Raw genomic sequence first — 16025 nt, forward strand, 5'->3', positions numbered from 1 at the left:
CCATGCTGTCGAAACTCGTTCGGCCGGCGGCACTATTGTTTCCCGGCCTACTGGCCGGGGCCTTCGGATACGGCGCGGTCAATGTGCTGTACGCGTTCCGCGCGGTGCCCCTGGACGTTCGGTTCACCTTCCACACCACACTCATGCGGGTCAACGGCCCGGTCATGCAGATCCTCATGGGGCTGACCATACTGAGCACGCTGGCCCTCGCCGCGCGATCTACGTCCCGATCGCGATGGGCGGCTGCCTGCGCCGCCGCGCTCGCATTCACCTCGTTCCTGGTCACGCGCCTCGGCAATGTGCCGATCAACGGGCAGATCAAGGTGTGGATGGTCAGCGGCCCACCCAGCGACTACGCCGCGATCCTGCGGCGCTGGGAGCTGTTCCACTTCACCAGGACCGGATGTGCGCTGGCCGCCTTCGTCTTGGCGATCGCGGTGGTAGTCGGATCATCGACCGATGGCGAGCGAGCGGTCCTCAGGTAGAGACTTCGGTCTCGTGCACGGTGCGCCAGCGGAATTCCGGGCCTTCGGCGACAAGCACGGCGGTCACCTGTCGGCAGCTTCCCGTGCCGGCGAGGCGATGCATCTCCAGAAAGCGGACCACCACGGTATTGCCTTCCCGGGACAGCTCTTGCACGTCGGAAATATCGATCTTCAACCCCGGCTGGATATTTCGGGCGCCACGCAACCCCGCGAGCAGTTCGGCCCGGCCGAGTACCTCACCCGATGTGGTCACCATCGAGAATTCCTCGTGCTGGGCCGCGGCGAATCGATCGAAGACCTCCACGGCCGCGTCGGAACCGAGCCACGCGGCGAGGTCGGCGTGCAGCGTCTCTACCGCTGCCACCGGATCACAAGAGACGTCAGCAAACATCCGCGAATCATAGGACCGCAGCACGCCTGGCAGGCTTATCGGCGAGCTGTGCGCGTGTCGGTGCCACGAATGGGCGGACATTCGAAAAGGTTTGGGGCGCAGCGGTCACCGATCTCGTCCGGTAGTCGGGGAGCGACAATCCCGTTACCATGCGGAGATGCGATGGGGGAGGTTGGGCGACCGACTCCACCGCGCGGCATTGCTGCTGGCGGTGGTGACGGTCGTGGTGTGTGGCTTGGCGATCGCAGGTCTGACCTGGTGGTTGTTGTGGTGGGCGCTGGGCGCGAAGGCGGAGACGCCGAATCAGTTGGACCTCACCAAGATCGCGCTGTCGGTGGCGGCGGGAGTGGGTGGCGCGGTCGCGCTGGTGGTGGCCTACCGGCGGCAACGCGATCTCGAGCGCGGGCGGTTCGCGGAGTTGTTCGGGGCCGCGGCCAAACAGCTGGGCGATGCCGATGTCGCGGTCCGGATCGCGGGGGTCTACGCGATGGCCGGGGTCGCCGACGAGTTCTCGGCGACGAGCCGGAGGCAGCAGTGCATCGACGTGCTGTGTGGCTATCTGCGGTTGCCGTTCGACCTCGATGAGGCAGCCGATCACCTTGTGTCGCGGGCAGAGTCGACCGAGGAAGCCGGCGTCAAGGTCGAACGGGTCTATCAATTCCGGCAGAACGACAGCGAGGTGCGGCGAACCATCGTCAAGGTGATCGCCGACCACCTGCGGCGCTCGGCGGACATCTCCTGGTCGGATCGCGATTTCACCTTCAATCGCGCGGTACTCGAGCAGGCGGATTTCCGATACGCGGTATTCGCGGGTCGGCACACCTCGTTCGCGCGCGCGATTTTCACCGGCACCACGACATTCGAGCGCACGACCTTCGCTGGTCCGCATGTCACCTTCCGCGAAGCAACGTTCCGGAGTGGTTCCGCACTGTTCGACCACGCCGAGTTCGGGTCGACTCGCGTCGAGAAGAACGAGGTCGCCGGTTTCGGCACCACCTTCGACGGCGCCATCTTCGACTGCCCGGCGTCCTTCGAGAGCGTCGCCTTCCGCGGCCCGCGCACCACGTTCCTCGGCGCTCGTTTCCTCGGCGCGCGAACATCTTTCCACGAGGCGAAGTTCCGTGCCGAGCTCACCTCGTTCGAGCGTGCGGCACTGGACGGCGAGCGGATCACCTTCGCGGGCGCCGAGTTCGCGAGCGCGCGAATCGCTTTCACCGGCACACAGTTCTACGCCGCAGCCATCGACTTCGATGACGCCCACCTGGGCGCGTCATCGCGATTGCGCGCCAGAGGAACTCGCGAAACAGACTTCACCCAGGCCGAATTCCATGGTGGCGTCACCTTCGCCCGCGCCACCCTGGGCGGCCGCACCGTCGACTTCTCCGACGGCGACTTCTTCGGCGACATCTCCTTCCGCACCACTCGATTCGCCGCGAACGAAATCCGATTCGACCACCCAAGAGCCTGGGTCGGCGCACACTTCGACTGGGACGACAACCCCATCCGCAAGCCGGCCTGCGTCAAGCCCAACCCCTGGCCTCCAGCACCGGTTCAACCCGCTGCGCCGACCAGGTGACGAGGTTCAGGTGACGGCGGGGCGGTGTCTGGCGACCGCCGCCCCGCGGTCGTGGTTACGTCGGCCAGCCGCCGTAGGGGACGGTGATCAATTCCATGAAATGGCCGTTGGGGTCTTTGAAGTAGACGCCGCGGCCGCCGTCGTTGTGGTTGATCTCGTTGACGCCCTGTTGGCGGGGGTCTGCCCAATGGTCCAGTTTGTAGCGCTGGATTTTGGCGTAGGCCGCGTCGAACTCGGCCTCGGAGATCAGGAATGCGTAGTGCTGGGGCTGGATTTCGGTGTAGGGAGGGGGAACGTTCGCGAAGTCGAAGGTGACTCCGTTACCCGTGGGGAGCGGGATGAACGGGCCCCATTCCGGTCCGAGTTCCAAGCCGAGGATGTCTGCCCAGAATTCGGCGGACACCCGATTGTTGTGACAACCGACAATTGTGTGGTTGAACTGTACTGACAGGGGATTTCTCCTCGAGTAGTGACGGTCCCGACCCTGGGCTCGGTACAAGGCGGCCTACAGGAGCACCGTCACGGCCGAACACGCTAGCACTGAAATTGCCGGCGGTGCCAGCTTTTCGTGATCTTGATCATGTGCCGTCCTGCACTCGAACGAGACGCTGTGCTCGGCCCTTCGGAGACAGGGCGTCGTGGCAGGCCCGAGGGGGTGTGCGCGTGCCGCTTTCCAAGCGTTCGCTGGGCGCGGCGGATCGCGAGCGGTAGCGTCGGCGGCATGAAGATTCGTGGTGCGGTCCTGGAGCAGATCGCAGCGCCCGCGCCGTTCGCCGAATCGGCGCCGATCATCGTGTGCGAGCTGGAGCTGGACCAACCGGGTCCGGGTGAGCTGCTGGTGCGGATCGAGGCGGCCGGGTTGTGCCACTCGGACCTGTCTGTAGTCGATGGAAACCGCGTGCGACCGGTCCCGATGCTGCTCGGGCACGAAGCGGCCGGTCGGGTCGAGGCGGTCGGCGCAGGTGGCGCCGATATCGAGGTCGGGCAGCGCGTGGTGATGACGTTCCTGCCGCGCTGTGGTGCATGCGCGGGCTGTGCGAGCGAGGGCCGGACACCGTGCGGGCCGGGCAGTGTGGCCAACAACGCCGGCGAGCTGCTCAACGGCGGGCGACGGCTGCACCGTGACGGCGCGGCGGTACACCATCATCTGGGCGTCTCCGCATTCGCCACCTACGCCGTCGTGGATCGCAGGTCGGTGGTTCCGGTCGACGACGATGTGCCCCCCGAGGTCGCCGCGGTGCTCGGCTGTGCGGTATTGACCGGTGGCGGCGCGTTGCTCAACTCCGCGCGGCCGGGACCCGCCGACCGGGTGATGGTTGTCGGGCTCGGCGGTGTCGGGATGGCGGCCTTGCTCGTGGCCGTGTCGCTGGGCGGCGCGGAGGTCATCGCGGTCGATACGGTTCCGGAAAAGCTCGCTCTGGCCAAGGAACTCGGCGCCACCGCGGCATACACGCCGGCCGAGGTCGTCGAGCACAGTGTGCAGGCCGAGGTCGTTGTCGAGGCGGCGGGCAACATCCGTGCCTTCGAAACCGCGGTCGGCGCAACGGCGCCCGGCGGCACGACGGTCACCGTCGGCCTGCCCGCACCCGATGCCAAGGCGAGCATTTCGCCGCTTGCCCTTGTCGCGCAGGGCCGTTCGATCGTCGGCAGCTACCTCGGCTCGGCCGTGCCTGCCCGCGATATTCCGCAGTACGTCCGGATGTGGCGCGAGGGGCGGCTGCCGGTCGAGCGACTGGTGTCCGCGCACATCGGACTCGACGAAATCAACCATGCGATGGACGAACTCGCCGCCGGTCATGCACTGCGCCAGGTGATCGTCTTCGAGTGACGGCCGCCTCCGGCAGCGAGCTTCGATGTGGACGTGATCGTTGCCGCGCTGATCGAAGTACTGACGAAGCCTGTTGCCGCGACGTAGCTCCGTCGAATCGTCAGGGGCCTCGACGTCCTGCGGCGGGGTTGTCGAGCGCGTCGACGAAGCGGCCGAGCAGGCGGGCGAATTCGGTGCGTTCATCGGCGGTCCAGTCCGCCATCGCGGTGGCCATGGCGGCGCAGCGGCCGTCGCGCGCGGCGGCCATCAGGCTTGCGCCGTCGGGGGTGAGGCGCAGTACGGCGCGGCGGCCATCGTGCTGGTCGGCGACCCGCTTCAGCAGTCCGGACGAAACTGCCTGTGCGACAAGGCGGCTCGCGCGCGGCTGATCGACACCCACTGCGGGCGCCAACGTTCCGACCGTGGCGGATTCGGATTCGGCCACGGCGTCGAGGACTCGGAACACGGCGACGGGTACGGGAGACTTCCCAGCCAGCGCGCCGCGGGTCTGCCTGCGCCGGATTCGGACCATCGCCGTTTCGACCGCTGCGGTGACCGCGTCGTGCTCTTCCATTGCCTTCACTTTCATGTAAGACTACATGTAGTTGTCACTATACATGCTTTGGAGGAAAGATGGCCGAGAAGCGCCTGATCGGGTACTGGCTCAAGGAACTCGATCGACTGATCAATGAGCGATTCGAGGAGGATCTCGCCGCCGGTGAGCTCAGTCGCAGGCACTGGCAGATGCTGCATTCGCTGGCCGAGGGGGCGCGTCCGGCAGGTGAGATCCGCGATGCCCTCGCGCCGTTCTGGACGCATGCGGGGGAATGGGAGCAGGAGGTCGCGCAGCTCGTGGAGCGCGGCTTCGTCGTCGAGGATTCGGGCACGCTGTCGCTGACCGATGCGGGCCGCGCAACGCATGACGAGGCGTTCATCCGAATCGGCCGTCGGCGGCGGGCGATGGTCGAGGGCATCACCGACGAGCAGTATCTCGAGACCGTGCGCATCCTCGAAAAAATGGCCGGAAATATGGCTGGCAGTGCGGCTTAGCGCAGGCGTGGGGCCGGATGCTCGCGCGCACCGAGGCCAAAGGAAACCCCGGACCGGGCTGCCGTGTAGTCCTCGCCACGACTGATCGGCGTTGTCGAGTGGCCGCCGGTCGGGAGCTCTAATCACGGCCTGCGCCCGGCTGCGCTCGGTATGAGGCTGTTCTCGGCTCCGCCGGGCCCGGCGCGAGACGGCGGTCGGACCGTGGTCGGGTGTCCCCTTATAGGCTTGCGGAACTGGAGCGGAACGAGGAGGTGCGGTGACCATTCGGGTCGGAGTGCTCGGTGCACGCGGGAAAGTCGGACAGGCGATCTGTGCGGCGGTGGAGGCGGCGACCGATCTGGAGCTGGTCGCGGCCGTCGACAAGGACGATTCGCTCGAGGCGTTCAGCGAGTCGAACACGCAGGTCGTTGTCGATTTCACGCACCCGGACGTGGTGATGGGGAACCTGAAGTTCCTGGTGGAGCGTGGGATCCATGCGGTCGTCGGCACCACCGGTTTCGATGCCGCGCGGCTCGACGAGGTGCGCGGTTGGCTGGCCGAGCGCCCGGCGACCGGTGTGCTGATCGCGCCCAACTTCGCGATCGGCGCGGTGCTGTCCATGCGTTTTGCCGAGCAGGCCGCCCGATTCTTCGAATCGGTCGAGGTGATCGAGCTGCATCACCCGAACAAGGCCGATGCGCCCTCGGGCACCGCCTACCGCACCGCCGGGCTGATCGCGGCCGCGCGTGAACGCGCGGGCGTCGGCCGCAGTCCGGACGCCACCAGCACCGAACTCGAGGGCGCCCGCGGCGCCGATGTCGATGGCGTGCGAGTGCATTCGGTGCGCCTGGCCGGGCTCGTCGCACATCAAGAGGTGCTGTTCGGCACCCAGGGTGAAACCCTCACCATCCGGCACGATTCCATCGACAGGAACTCCTTCGCGCCCGGCGTGCTGCTCGGGGTCAGGCAGATCGCGAACCGCCCCGGCCTGACTGTCGGACTCGACCCGTTGTTGGATCTGTGAGCACACCGGAACCGGTCGAGTCGCCCGATCCCGGGCGCGGCGCCGAGGTACGCAAGATCGTCGCACTGCTGGCGGCGCTGGTCGTCGTGCTCGGCTTCTACTTCCTGCTGCTCGGCCGAATCGCGGTGAGCCTCATCGGTTCCGGTGATGTCGCCGCGATCGTCATCGGCATCGGCGTGCTGATCCTGCCGCTGCTCGGTGTGTGGATGGTGGTGGCCACCGTGCGCGCCGCGCTGTCGCATCAGCACCTGGCTCGCCGCATCCACGACGAGGATATGGAACTCGACACCTCCGCACTGCCGCGCCGCGCCTCGGGCCGCATCGAACGCGAGGCGGCGGACGCACTGTTCGACCGGGTCAAGCAGGAATGGGAGGCGGATCCGGACAACTGGCGCGTCTCCTACCGGCTGGCTCGCGCCTACGACTACGCGGGCGACCGCACCCGTGCCCGCGAAACCATGCGGCGCGCGGTGGCGCTGGAGAAGCTGGAACGCGAACGCAGCGAGGGGTAGCGACCTGCGCTCGTGTCCATACGGTGATCCTGTCAACCGGCCGGCTTTCGGTCTGATATCGGTATCTCGCCGGGTGCCGTCGGACTACAGTTAGTAGCAACAATCCGGCAATCGTCCGGCTTCGGCGTTGGGCGTGCACCGGCCATTCGACCGGCGAGGAGCACAACATGCGAAGTAGCATTCTTGCGGTACTGGGTGTGCTGGCGGTGATTGCGACCGCTCCAGTGGCGGCGGCCGCCACGGGCGATCTGACCGTGGGCGGCGTCGTCTACAGCGACCCCTCAGGGTGTATCAACCTCGGTATCGAGGAGACGACCAGTTTCGTCAACGACACCAACAGCACCATCACCGTCTATCGGACGCCGGGCTGCACGGGCGCCGCCACCGCGATTCTTGCGCCGGGCGTGTCCGGCACCTACACCGGCCAATCGGTGCAGATCGGCTGACGGCCTGCCGCAGCCTCGCATGCACTGGGCGCGGGCCGCGCTACGCTCAGCGGCGTGCCCCGGTTGTTGATCGTTCATCACACACCCTCGCCGCACATGCAGGAGATGTTCGAGGCGGTGGTGTCCGGTGCGACGGACCCGGAGATCGAAGGTGTCGAGGTGATACGCCGCGCGGCACTGGCGGTGACACCGGTCGACATGTTGGCAGCCGATGGCTATCTGCTCGGGACACCGGCGAATCTCGGCTATATGTCCGGTGCGCTCAAGCACGCCTTCGATGTGTGCTACTACCCGTGCCTCGACTCGACCGGTGGCCGCCCGTACGGGCTGTATCTGCACGGTAACCAGGGGACCGAGGGCGCGGAGCGGGCCGTCGAGAGCATCACCACGGGTATGGGCTGGGTCAAGGCCGCTGCCCCGGTGGTTGTTTCGGGACCGCCGACGAAAAACGATATCCAGCGCTGCTGGGAGCTCGGCGCGACCATCGCCGCGCAGCTCATGTCCTGACGTTCGTCGCCCGCCACATCGGCATCCGGCCCGATTTCGCGAACTCGACCGCGACCGAGCCGAATCTGCCACCGCTGGTATCCAGGCGGCCCCCCGGTTTTGGTGGCTGACCTCCGGGAGTATCTGCCGGGCATACTCATGGTGATGTTGTACCGATGAGGCTGTGGACGAGTTGCTCGGGATGGGAGTTCGAGGTGACCTGGGTCGAAGGTGGCGAGTGTGCGCCGCGACGGATTGGTCTCGTCGAAGACCACGAATCGGTCGCGATCGGGCTCGCCGCGATGCTGGCACCGGAACCGGATCTCGATCTGGTGCTGACTGCGGGAACCGTGCCGGAGCTACTGGCCGCCGCTGTGAGCGGGGTGTCCGACAGCGCGATACCGCCGGTGCCCACCACGCAACCCGCGCTGGACTTGGTGGTGCTCGATCTGCGGCTGGCCGACGGGTCCTCGCCCGAGGACAACGTGCGTGCGCTGCGTGGCCGCGGGATCGAGGTCCTGGTGTTCACCGGTGCGGACAACGCCTTTCTGGTGCGCGCGGCCGCGAAGGCCGGCGTGCTCGGCGTCGTGCGCAAGTCCGAGGACGTGCCGACCGTGGTCGCGGCGGTGCGCAGGGCGTCCTCGGGCGAGCAGGTGGTGACCACCGACTGGGCCGCGGCCATCGACGGCGACCCGCAGCTGTCCGACGTCGGCTTGAGCCCGCGTCAAGAAGAGGTGCTCACCTTGTACGCCTCCGGCGAGAAAGCCTCCCGGGTGGCCAGGCTGACCGGCCTCTCCGAGCAGACGGTGAACGACTATCTCGGCCGGATCCGGCAGAAGTATGCCGATGCCGGCCGTCCGGCTCCCACCAAGACCGATCTGTACAAGCGGGCGGTGGAGGACGGATGGCTACCGGTTCCCGAGCGGCATCCGCGCGCATGAGTGAGCGTAGCGAGCGGAAATGAACACAGCCGCAATCGCGGTCATGCCGGAGCCGAGCGCCGGCGAGGCCCAGGTATGACCGCGTCCACCATGCTGGACTCCCCTGCCACCGCGGACTCCGCGACTCTCGACGGTTTCCGGTCGGGTCGCTGGCGCCGTCGCGTCGCGGCGGTCTCCGAGGAAAACCATGCCGAGCCGACAGCCGATCGCATTCTGCGCAGACTCGGCCTCACCATCGGTCTCGCCGGGCTGATCGTCGCGGTAGTGGAACTGCCCGACATCGCCGACCAGAGTCGATTCGTCTCGGGTGGCTGGACCGCGCTGACCGTGGTCCTCGCGCTCGGCTGGTTTCCGGTGCTCGCCGCGGTCTCGCTCGGGCGGAGCAGGCGGGTCATCCGCACAGTCGCCGGTCTCGCGGCGGTGAGTTTCCTTGCGGCAATGGCGACTATCCCGCTCGCTTACGCCGCGCCGACCTCGGACGCGTCCTCGGTGTGGGTGTATCGGGTGCTCGCGCTCGGTGTGCTCGCGGCCGCCTTGGCGTGGCGGCCACCGCTGTCGGTCATCTACCTGGTTGTCGCGGCGGCGGAGGCGGCGCTGGCGAATCGTGCCGTTGTGGCAGGCGGAACCACGTTGTCGCTGATCGGCGATTTCGCACGGGCCGCAGGACTGTGTGCGATGTTCCTGTGGTGCTCCACCTACGCGCTCGCGTCGGCGGCGCGCGTGGACCGGGAGTCGCTGATGGCGAGCAAGCGCGCCGCGGCGGTGGCGGGCGCCGCGGCGCGGGATCGTGAGCAGGCGAGGTTCGCCGCGCTGATCCACGATGCGGTCCTGTCGACCTTGCTCGATGCCTCCCGGGGCGGCACCGAGTCGCCGGTACTGCGCCGTCAGGCGGAACGCACCCTCGACCAACTCGACGAATGCCGAGGCGGCGACACCGAATCCGACCACCTCGACGCGCAATCGGCGGTCGGATTCCTGCGCTCTGCGGTGCACGAGGTGAATCCGGGAGTCCGATTCACCGCGCGACGCTGGGCCGGGCTCGACGATTTGCGGCTGCCGGTGGACGCCGCGGGCACCATTGCCGCCGCGCTCGCCGAGGCTGTGCGCAACAGCCTGCGCCACGCGCCGGTGCCGGGCCGGTCCGTGCATCGGACGGTCACCGTGACGGTGAGCGCGGGCGGTATCCGCGTGGTGTTCCGTGACGACGGCGCCGGATTCGATCTGGACCGGGTGCCCGCCGATCGTCTCGGTATTTCGGTCAGCATCCTCGGCCGGATGCGGCAGCTGGCCGGTGGGGCCGGATTCGTGGAATCCCAACCGGGAGAAGGAACTACGGTGACGCTGGTCTGGGGTGGCGATGGCTGACCCCCACACCGAATTCGGGCTGCGCGATCTGCTCGGCCTGCGCGATCGCTGGGCGTGGCTGTTCCTGCTCGTTTTCGAACTCACCATTGTGCTGTACATGTTGCGGAATCTGTCCGATACCGCGCTGCTACCCGGGCTGTGCGCGCTGCTGATCATGGTCGTGGCCGGTGTGCTGGTGCTGGTGATTCCGGTCGATCCGCTGCCGTGGTCGGCCACCGTGTTCGTGGCGGCCGCCGGGCCGGTGGCGACCGTGCTGACGATCATCGATGTCGACCATGGTCTGACCAAACCGGTGTGGGCGCCCTTCGCGTCGTCCTATGTCCTGGCGGTGCTGGTGCTACGCGGCCGGTTGGGCGCGGCCTGGCTGGGCGTCGGCGGGATCGCGACGGTGATCGCCGTGGTGGGTGCGATGACCGGCGTGCGGGTGGGTGTGCTGGTCGGATCGGTGGTGCCGGTCGCGACGGTGGCCGGGATCTCGATCTGCGCGGCGATCATGCGCCCGATGCAGCGATCGTTGCGGCTGTTACGGGAAGAAGCGACCATGCGTGCGGCGGCGGAGGCGACCATGGCCGCGGAGAACGGCGAGCGGGATCGACAGCTGGCCAGGCTCGACAAGGTCGCGCGGCCGATCCTCGAACGCATCGCGGACGGGGCCGAGCTCAGCGCGGCCGAGCGCGAACAATGCAAGCTGTTGGAGGCCGAACTGCGCGACGGGCTGCGCGCGCCACAGTTGGTGACCGACGAGTTGAGCAGCGCCGCCCGCGGCGCCCGCTCTCGCGGTGTCGAGGTGGTGTTGCTCGACGACGGTGGCTTCGCCGGTGTGCCGCGATGGGTTCGCCAGCAGGTCATCGAGTCGGCGACAAAGGAATTGGACGCGGCCAACGCGGGCTCGGTGACCGTGCGGGTGCTGCCGATGGGCCGCCGGATCCTGGCCACGGTGCTCGCGAACGCGCCCGAGTGCGATCGGCGCACCGAGATCGACGCCGCGGGAGAGGTGTCGGTGTCGACCTGACCGAGGCGGGCACGGCGGCGCTTGTCGGACCGTCGTGGCAAAGTGCCGGTCATGCGGAAGATGAGTGCGGCGGCGGCGCGACGGACAGCGTTGGCCGCGCAGGGGTTCGGCAGGCGCAAACCGGCCGCGCCGACCCGCCGGACGGTGCTCGATGTGCTGGGCAGAACGCAACTGCTGCAACTGGATTCGGTGTCGGCGGTGGTGCGCGCGCACTATGCGCCGGTGTTCAGCCGGATCGGCGGCTACGACCGCTCGCTGCTGGACGAGGCCGCCTGGAGTAACGGGGTGCGACGGCCGCGCAAACTCGTCGAGTACTGGGCGCACGAGGCGGCCTTGATCCCGGTCGAGGACTGGCCGTTGATGCGGTGGCGGATGGCGAAATACGACCACGGTCGCTGGGAGGGCATGCGCCTGGCCGTCGAACGCAACCCCACGCTCGGCAGGGACATCCTGGACGTGATCACCGAGGTCGGTGCGGCCACCGCGGGTGAGGTGGAGCGTCATCTGGAGCTGGACAAGCCGCGCCCCAAGGGTTCCTGGTGGAATCTCAGCGATACGAAAATGATCTGCGAGCAGCTCTTCGCCAAAGGCTCGCTATCGGTGGACAAGCGGGTCGGCTTCGCCCGGCATTACGACCTCGTGGAGCGGGTGATTCCGCCGGAAGTCTTGGCGCGCGACGTATCCGAGGACGAAGCGATCCGCGAGCTGACACTGCGCGCGGCGACCGCGCTCGGCGTCGCGACCGAGGCCGACCTGCGCGACTACTACCGGACCCATCGCACCCAGACCACACCGGCGATCGCCGAGCTGGTGGACGCGGGGGAACTGGAACAGGTCGAGGTCGCGGGCTGGGACAAACCCGCCTACCTGCGCGTCGGCGCCGCGACACCGCGCAGGATCGAGGGCGCGGCCCTGCTGTGCCCGTTCGATCCGCTGATCTTCTTCCGGGCGCGCACCGAACGGCTCTTCGACTTCCACTATCGGATCGAGATCTACACACCGGAACCCAAGCGGGTGCACGGCTATTACGTCTTCCCGTTCCTGCTCGACGGTGAACTCGTCGGCCGGGTCGACCTGCGCGCCGAGCGCGCGACCGGGCGGCTACTCGTTCCCGGTGCGTTCGCCGAGCCCGGTTATCGCACCCCGGAGACGGTGGCCGCGCTCACCGAGGCGCTGCGTGAGATGGCGGACTGGCTGGAGCTGGACAAAGTGGTGATCGGTGACCGCGGGGACCTCGCCCCGCTGTTGTGATCAGACGTCGCGCTTGGGCCCGTAACCGCGCATCTGGTCGCGCAGCGCGCCCGAGACGACGCCGGACAGCCACGAGTTGAGGGACATATTGCTCTGTGCGGCGGCCTCTTCGGCGCGCGATTTCAGTTGCTCGACCAGACGCAGTGTCACGCGGCTGATGTCGCCGGTCATTTCTTCGAAGCTCGGATGGTCGTTGTCGGCGGTGGTCGCGGAGTTCTTGCGCACATCCACGCTGGCGTCGGTGCCGTCCACGGAGACGTGCACGGTGCGGTCGCCGAGCGCGGTGCTGACCTCGGCGGCCAGGTCCGACAGCGCCGCGAGCAGCGCCAGCCGGGTCGCGCTTTCCGCCGCCGCTGCCAGTGCGGCGGCGGTGGCCTGGGTCTTTTCGTCGCCGAGCGCGGCGGCGGCGATCAGGTCGTCACGCAGCTGAGTGGTGTACTTGTTGAGGTCCATGACATCAGTGTGACGCCATCCTTGATGTCACACAAGGCGCAGTCTGACGCCATCGCTGCGCGGTAGGAGGTGAATCACTCGTACGGGCAGGCCGATCGGCGGTCAGGGTGTCGAGGGCGTTCCCTGGAGCGGGTAGCCTTTCTGACCATGACGAACGGTGAATCGACGCCAACGGAGCTGCGCGCGTCCGGCACAGTAGGTGTCGCGATGGTGACCCCCTTCAGTGCCGAGGGCAAGCTCGATGTCGATGCCGGCGTTGCGCTGGCGGGCCGTCTGGTCGAGCGCGGCGTCGATCTGATCGCGATCTCCGGCACCACCGGTGAATCGCCGACCACCACCGAATCCGAGAAGGCCGATCTGCTGCGCGCCGTCGTCGATGCCGTCGGCGACCGTGCCACCGTGATCGCCGGTGCGGGCACCTATGACACCGCGCATTCCATCGAACTCGCGCGTAACGCGCAGCGGGCAGGCGCCCATGGCCTCCTGGTGGTGACCCCGTACTACTCGCGTCCCAGCCAGGCCGGCCTGCTCGCTCACTTCACCGCTGTCGCCGACGCCACCGACCTGCCCGTCACGCTGTACGACATTCCGCCGCGCTCAGTGGTCCCCATCGCCACCGACACTATCCGTAAGCTCGCCGAGCACCCGCGCATCGTCGCGGTGAAGGACGCCAAGGGCGACCTGAACGCGGGCGCGGACCTGATCGCCACGACCGATCTGGCCTTCTACTCCGGCGACGACTCGCTGAACCTGCCCTGGCTGTCGGTCGGCGCCGTCGGATTCATCAGTGTCATCGGGCATCTCGTGCCCGAACGGCTGCGCGCGCTGAGCGACGCGTGGGCCGCGGGCGACGTGGTGCGTGCCAGGGAGATCAACGTCAGTCTGTTGCCGTTGAACGCGGCGATGTCCCGGCTCGGCGGTGTCGCCATGAGCAAAGCCGGGCTGCGATTGCTCGGAGTAAACGTAGGGGAGCCACGGTTGCCACAGTTGATGCCCACCGCCGAACAGCTCGACGAGCTGTCCGCTGACCTGCAGATTGCCGGGGTGCTCGGATGAGCGAACCACTAGCACGACGTCCCCGCCGTACCGCCTCTCGTGCCGCGGGCGCCCCAGCCCCAGCCCCAGCCCCAGCCCCAGCCCCCGCCCCGGCCGCGCCCGAGCGCGCCGCCCAGCCGGCACGACAGGACAGCCCGGTGGAGCTCGACAGCATGGTCGAGGCCGCCGCTGCGGCGCAGGTCGAGTCGGCCGGGCAGGCCGCGAGCACCGTGCAGACCGCGAGCGCAACACAATCCGGTGCACGGCGTGCCAAGCAGGCCGCACCGGACAAGGCGCCCGCCAAGAAGGCCGCGGCCAAGAAGTCCGCCGCCAACGAGCAGCAAGCGCCCGCGAAGAAGCCGGGACGCGCCCGCCAGCAGTCCGGCCGCGGTCGCGCCGAACAGGCCCCGGCCCGCCCGGTCGATCGTCCCATCGCCGATCGCCTCGGCGCACCGCCGAAGTTGCCCAAGAACGGTTTGCGCGTCTTCGCGCTCGGCGGCATCGGTGAAATCGGCCGCAACATGACCGTTTTCGAGTACGGCGGCAAGCTGCTGATCGTCGACTGCGGTGTGCTGTTCCCCGAGGACCAGCAGCCCGGCGTCGACCTGATCCTGCCCGACTTCCGGCCTATCGAGGACCGGATCGACGATGTCGTGGCCGTGGTGCTCACTCACGGCCACGAGGACCACATCGGCGCGGTGCCCTTCCTGCTGCGGCTGCGCCCCGACATCCCGGTCATCGGCTCGAAGTTCACCCTCGCGCTGGTCGCCGCGAAGTGCAAAGAGCACCGTCAGCGTCCGAAGCTCACCGAGGTCGCCGAGGGCGAGCGCACCACACACGGTCCGTTCGAGTGCGAGTACTTCGCGGTCAACCACTCGATCCCGGATGCCATCGCGGTGGCCATTCGCACCCCGGCCGGCGTCGTGCTGCACACCGGCGATATCAAGCTCGATCAGCTGCCCCTCGACGGTCGGCTCACCGACCTGGCCGGGTTCTCTCGCCTCGGTGACGAGGGCGTCGACCTGTTCCTCGTCGACTCCACCAACGCCGAGGTGCCCGGTTTCGTCACGCCGGAACGCGAGATCGGCGGCGTTCTGGACACAGTGATCGGCAAGGCGCGCAACCGCGTGATCGTCGCGTCGTTCGCCAGCCACGTGCACCGCATCCAGCAGGTCGTCGATGTCGCGCAGAAGTACGGGCGGCGGGTGTGCTTCGTCGGGCGCTCGATGGTCCGCAATATGGAGATCGCCCAGGATCTCGGGTACCTGACGGTCCCGGACTCCGTCGTGGTCGATCTCGACGTCGCCGCGACCCTGCCCGGGGACCGGCTGGTGCTGATCTCGACCGGCTCGCAGGGTGAACCGCTCTCGGCGCTGTCGCGGATGGCGCGCGGCGAACACCGCCAGATCAACATCCGCCAGGACGACCTGGTCGTGCTGGCCTCCTCGCTCATCCCGGGCAACGAGAACTCGGTCTTCGCCGTGGTCAACGGCCTGGCCCGGCTCGGAGCCACGGTGATCACCCAGCAGAACGCGAAGGTGCACGTCTCCGGGCACGCCTCCGCGGGCGAACTGCTGTACCTGTACAACGCGGTCCGGCCGACCAACGCCATGCCGGTGCACGGGGAATGGCGGCATCTGCGTGCCAACGCCGCACTGGCCATCGCCACCGGCGTGCCGGAGGACCGGGTCGTGCTCGCCGAGGACGGTGTCGTGGTCGACCTGGTCGACGGGATCGCCTCGATCGTCGGACGGGTCCCGGTCGGGCACGTCTACGTCGACGGCCTTTCGGTCGGCGATGTCGGCGAATCGACCCTGTCGGACCGGCTGGTGCTCGGCGAGGGCGGGTTCATCTCGATCACCGTCGCGGTCGACTCGTCCACCGGCAAGGCGGTCAGCACTCCCGAGGTGAGCGGCCGCGGCTTCTCCGACGACCCGACCGCCCTCACCGACGCCGCGGAACTGGTCGAGGCCGAACTGTTGCGGCTGGCAGGCGAGGGCGTCACCGACACGCACCGCATCGCGCAGAGCGTGCGCCGCGTGGTCGGGCGCTGGGTGGCCGACGTCTACCGTCGCCGCCCGATGATCGTGCCCACCGTCATCGGGGTATAGCACACAGAAAACCGGGGGGGGGGGGGGGGGGGGTGTGGGGGGAGGGGGGGGTGGTGGTGTGGGGTGGTGTGTGGTGGGGGGGGGTGGGGCTCGCACACCCA

General features: G+C 68.2%; 18 protein-coding genes. 14 read left to right on the plus strand and 4 right to left on the minus strand.

Annotated elements, in window-relative coordinates:
* Positions 1 to 2: 2 nt before the first annotated feature.
* The gene (locus ACFU4Z_RS30530; protein WP_379069846.1) at positions 3 to 485 is read left to right on the plus strand and encodes an anthrone oxygenase family protein; all 483 of its coding nucleotides are present in this window, start codon (positions 3 to 5) and stop codon (positions 483 to 485) included.
* Here the strand turns inward: ACFU4Z_RS30530 and ACFU4Z_RS30535 are convergent.
* Complete coding sequence (locus ACFU4Z_RS30535; protein WP_379069849.1) at positions 478 to 876, minus strand: hypothetical protein; 399 nt, start codon at positions 874 to 876, stop codon at positions 478 to 480. The genes ACFU4Z_RS30530 and ACFU4Z_RS30535 overlap by 8 nt on opposite strands.
* Positions 877 to 1033: 157 nt before the next feature.
* Between ACFU4Z_RS30535 and ACFU4Z_RS30540 the strand changes: the two genes are divergently transcribed.
* Positions 1034 to 2452 (plus strand): pentapeptide repeat-containing protein, encoded by a 1419-nt coding sequence (locus tag ACFU4Z_RS30540; protein WP_379069852.1) that lies wholly within the window; start codon positions 1034 to 1036, stop codon positions 2450 to 2452.
* Between the two features lie 55 nt (positions 2453 to 2507).
* Here the strand turns inward: ACFU4Z_RS30540 and ACFU4Z_RS30545 are convergent, their stop codons facing one another.
* Entirely contained in the window at positions 2508 to 2903 is a 396-nt protein-coding gene (locus ACFU4Z_RS30545; protein WP_379070073.1) for a VOC family protein, read from the minus strand.
* Between the two features lie 270 nt (positions 2904 to 3173).
* On the opposite strand from ACFU4Z_RS30545, the gene ACFU4Z_RS30550 reads away from it, so the two are divergent.
* The gene (locus tag ACFU4Z_RS30550) at positions 3174 to 4280 is read left to right on the plus strand and encodes an alcohol dehydrogenase catalytic domain-containing protein (RefSeq protein WP_379069855.1); all 1107 of its coding nucleotides are present in this window, start codon (positions 3174 to 3176) and stop codon (positions 4278 to 4280) included.
* Positions 4281 to 4380: 100 nt separating this feature from the next.
* Here the strand turns inward: ACFU4Z_RS30550 and ACFU4Z_RS30555 are convergent, their stop codons facing one another.
* Positions 4381 to 4848, minus strand: coding sequence for a MarR family winged helix-turn-helix transcriptional regulator (locus ACFU4Z_RS30555; RefSeq protein ID WP_379069858.1), 468 nt, complete (start codon positions 4846 to 4848; stop codon positions 4381 to 4383).
* A gap of 44 nt (positions 4849 to 4892) precedes the next feature.
* On the opposite strand from ACFU4Z_RS30555, the gene ACFU4Z_RS30560 reads away from it, so the two are divergent.
* The 9 genes from ACFU4Z_RS30560 to ACFU4Z_RS30600 all read left to right on the plus strand — a co-directional run bounded on the left by ACFU4Z_RS30560 (position 4893) and on the right by ACFU4Z_RS30600 (position 12325).
* A complete protein-coding gene (locus ACFU4Z_RS30560) occupies positions 4893 to 5309 on the plus strand; it encodes a MarR family winged helix-turn-helix transcriptional regulator (protein WP_379069861.1) in 417 nt (138 codons plus the stop codon).
* Positions 5310 to 5565: 256 nt separating this feature from the next.
* On the plus strand, positions 5566 to 6312 hold the full coding sequence (gene dapB / locus ACFU4Z_RS30565; protein WP_379069864.1) for a 4-hydroxy-tetrahydrodipicolinate reductase: 747 nt from the start codon (positions 5566 to 5568) through the stop codon (positions 6310 to 6312).
* Positions 6309 to 6824, plus strand: coding sequence for a hypothetical protein (locus ACFU4Z_RS30570; RefSeq protein WP_379069867.1), 516 nt, complete (start codon positions 6309 to 6311; stop codon positions 6822 to 6824). The genes dapB and ACFU4Z_RS30570 overlap by 4 nt, the downstream gene beginning before the upstream one ends.
* Positions 6825 to 6991: 167 nt before the next feature.
* Positions 6992 to 7270, plus strand: coding sequence for a hypothetical protein (locus ACFU4Z_RS30575; RefSeq protein ID WP_379069869.1), 279 nt, complete (start codon positions 6992 to 6994; stop codon positions 7268 to 7270).
* Between the two features lie 54 nt (positions 7271 to 7324).
* Complete coding sequence (locus tag ACFU4Z_RS30580; RefSeq protein WP_379069872.1) at positions 7325 to 7777, plus strand: flavodoxin family protein; 453 nt, start codon at positions 7325 to 7327, stop codon at positions 7775 to 7777.
* A gap of 194 nt (positions 7778 to 7971) precedes the next feature.
* Positions 7972 to 8697: a DNA-binding response regulator gene (locus ACFU4Z_RS30585; RefSeq protein ID WP_379069875.1), complete on the plus strand. Its 726-nt coding sequence runs from the start codon at positions 7972 to 7974 to the stop codon at positions 8695 to 8697.
* Positions 8698 to 8772: 75 nt separating this feature from the next.
* A complete protein-coding gene (locus ACFU4Z_RS30590; RefSeq protein ID WP_379069878.1) occupies positions 8773 to 10062 on the plus strand; it encodes a sensor histidine kinase in 1290 nt (429 codons plus the stop codon).
* Entirely contained in the window at positions 10055 to 11074 is a 1020-nt protein-coding gene (locus ACFU4Z_RS30595; protein WP_379069881.1) for a hypothetical protein, read from the plus strand. The genes ACFU4Z_RS30590 and ACFU4Z_RS30595 overlap by 8 nt, the downstream gene beginning before the upstream one ends.
* A 51-nt stretch (positions 11075 to 11125) precedes the next feature.
* Positions 11126 to 12325 (plus strand): winged helix-turn-helix domain-containing protein, encoded by a 1200-nt coding sequence (locus tag ACFU4Z_RS30600; protein WP_379069884.1) that lies wholly within the window; start codon positions 11126 to 11128, stop codon positions 12323 to 12325.
* Here the strand turns inward: ACFU4Z_RS30600 and ACFU4Z_RS30605 are convergent, their stop codons facing one another.
* A complete protein-coding gene (locus tag ACFU4Z_RS30605) occupies positions 12326 to 12778 on the minus strand; it encodes a hypothetical protein (protein ID WP_379069887.1) in 453 nt (150 codons plus the stop codon).
* A 147-nt stretch (positions 12779 to 12925) separates the two neighbouring features.
* Here ACFU4Z_RS30605 and dapA point away from each other — a divergent pair, with 147 nt between their 5' ends.
* Entirely contained in the window at positions 12926 to 13834 is a 909-nt protein-coding gene (gene dapA, locus ACFU4Z_RS30610) for a 4-hydroxy-tetrahydrodipicolinate synthase (protein ID WP_379069889.1), read from the plus strand.
* A complete protein-coding gene (locus tag ACFU4Z_RS30615) occupies positions 13831 to 15924 on the plus strand; it encodes a ribonuclease J (protein ID WP_379069892.1) in 2094 nt (697 codons plus the stop codon). The genes dapA and ACFU4Z_RS30615 overlap by 4 nt, the downstream gene beginning before the upstream one ends.
* Positions 15925 to 16025 lie beyond the last annotated feature (101 nt).

This window comes from Nocardia sp. NPDC057440 (genome assembly GCF_042802915.1).
In the GTDB taxonomy this organism is placed as follows: domain Bacteria; phylum Actinomycetota; class Actinomycetes; order Mycobacteriales; family Mycobacteriaceae; genus Nocardia.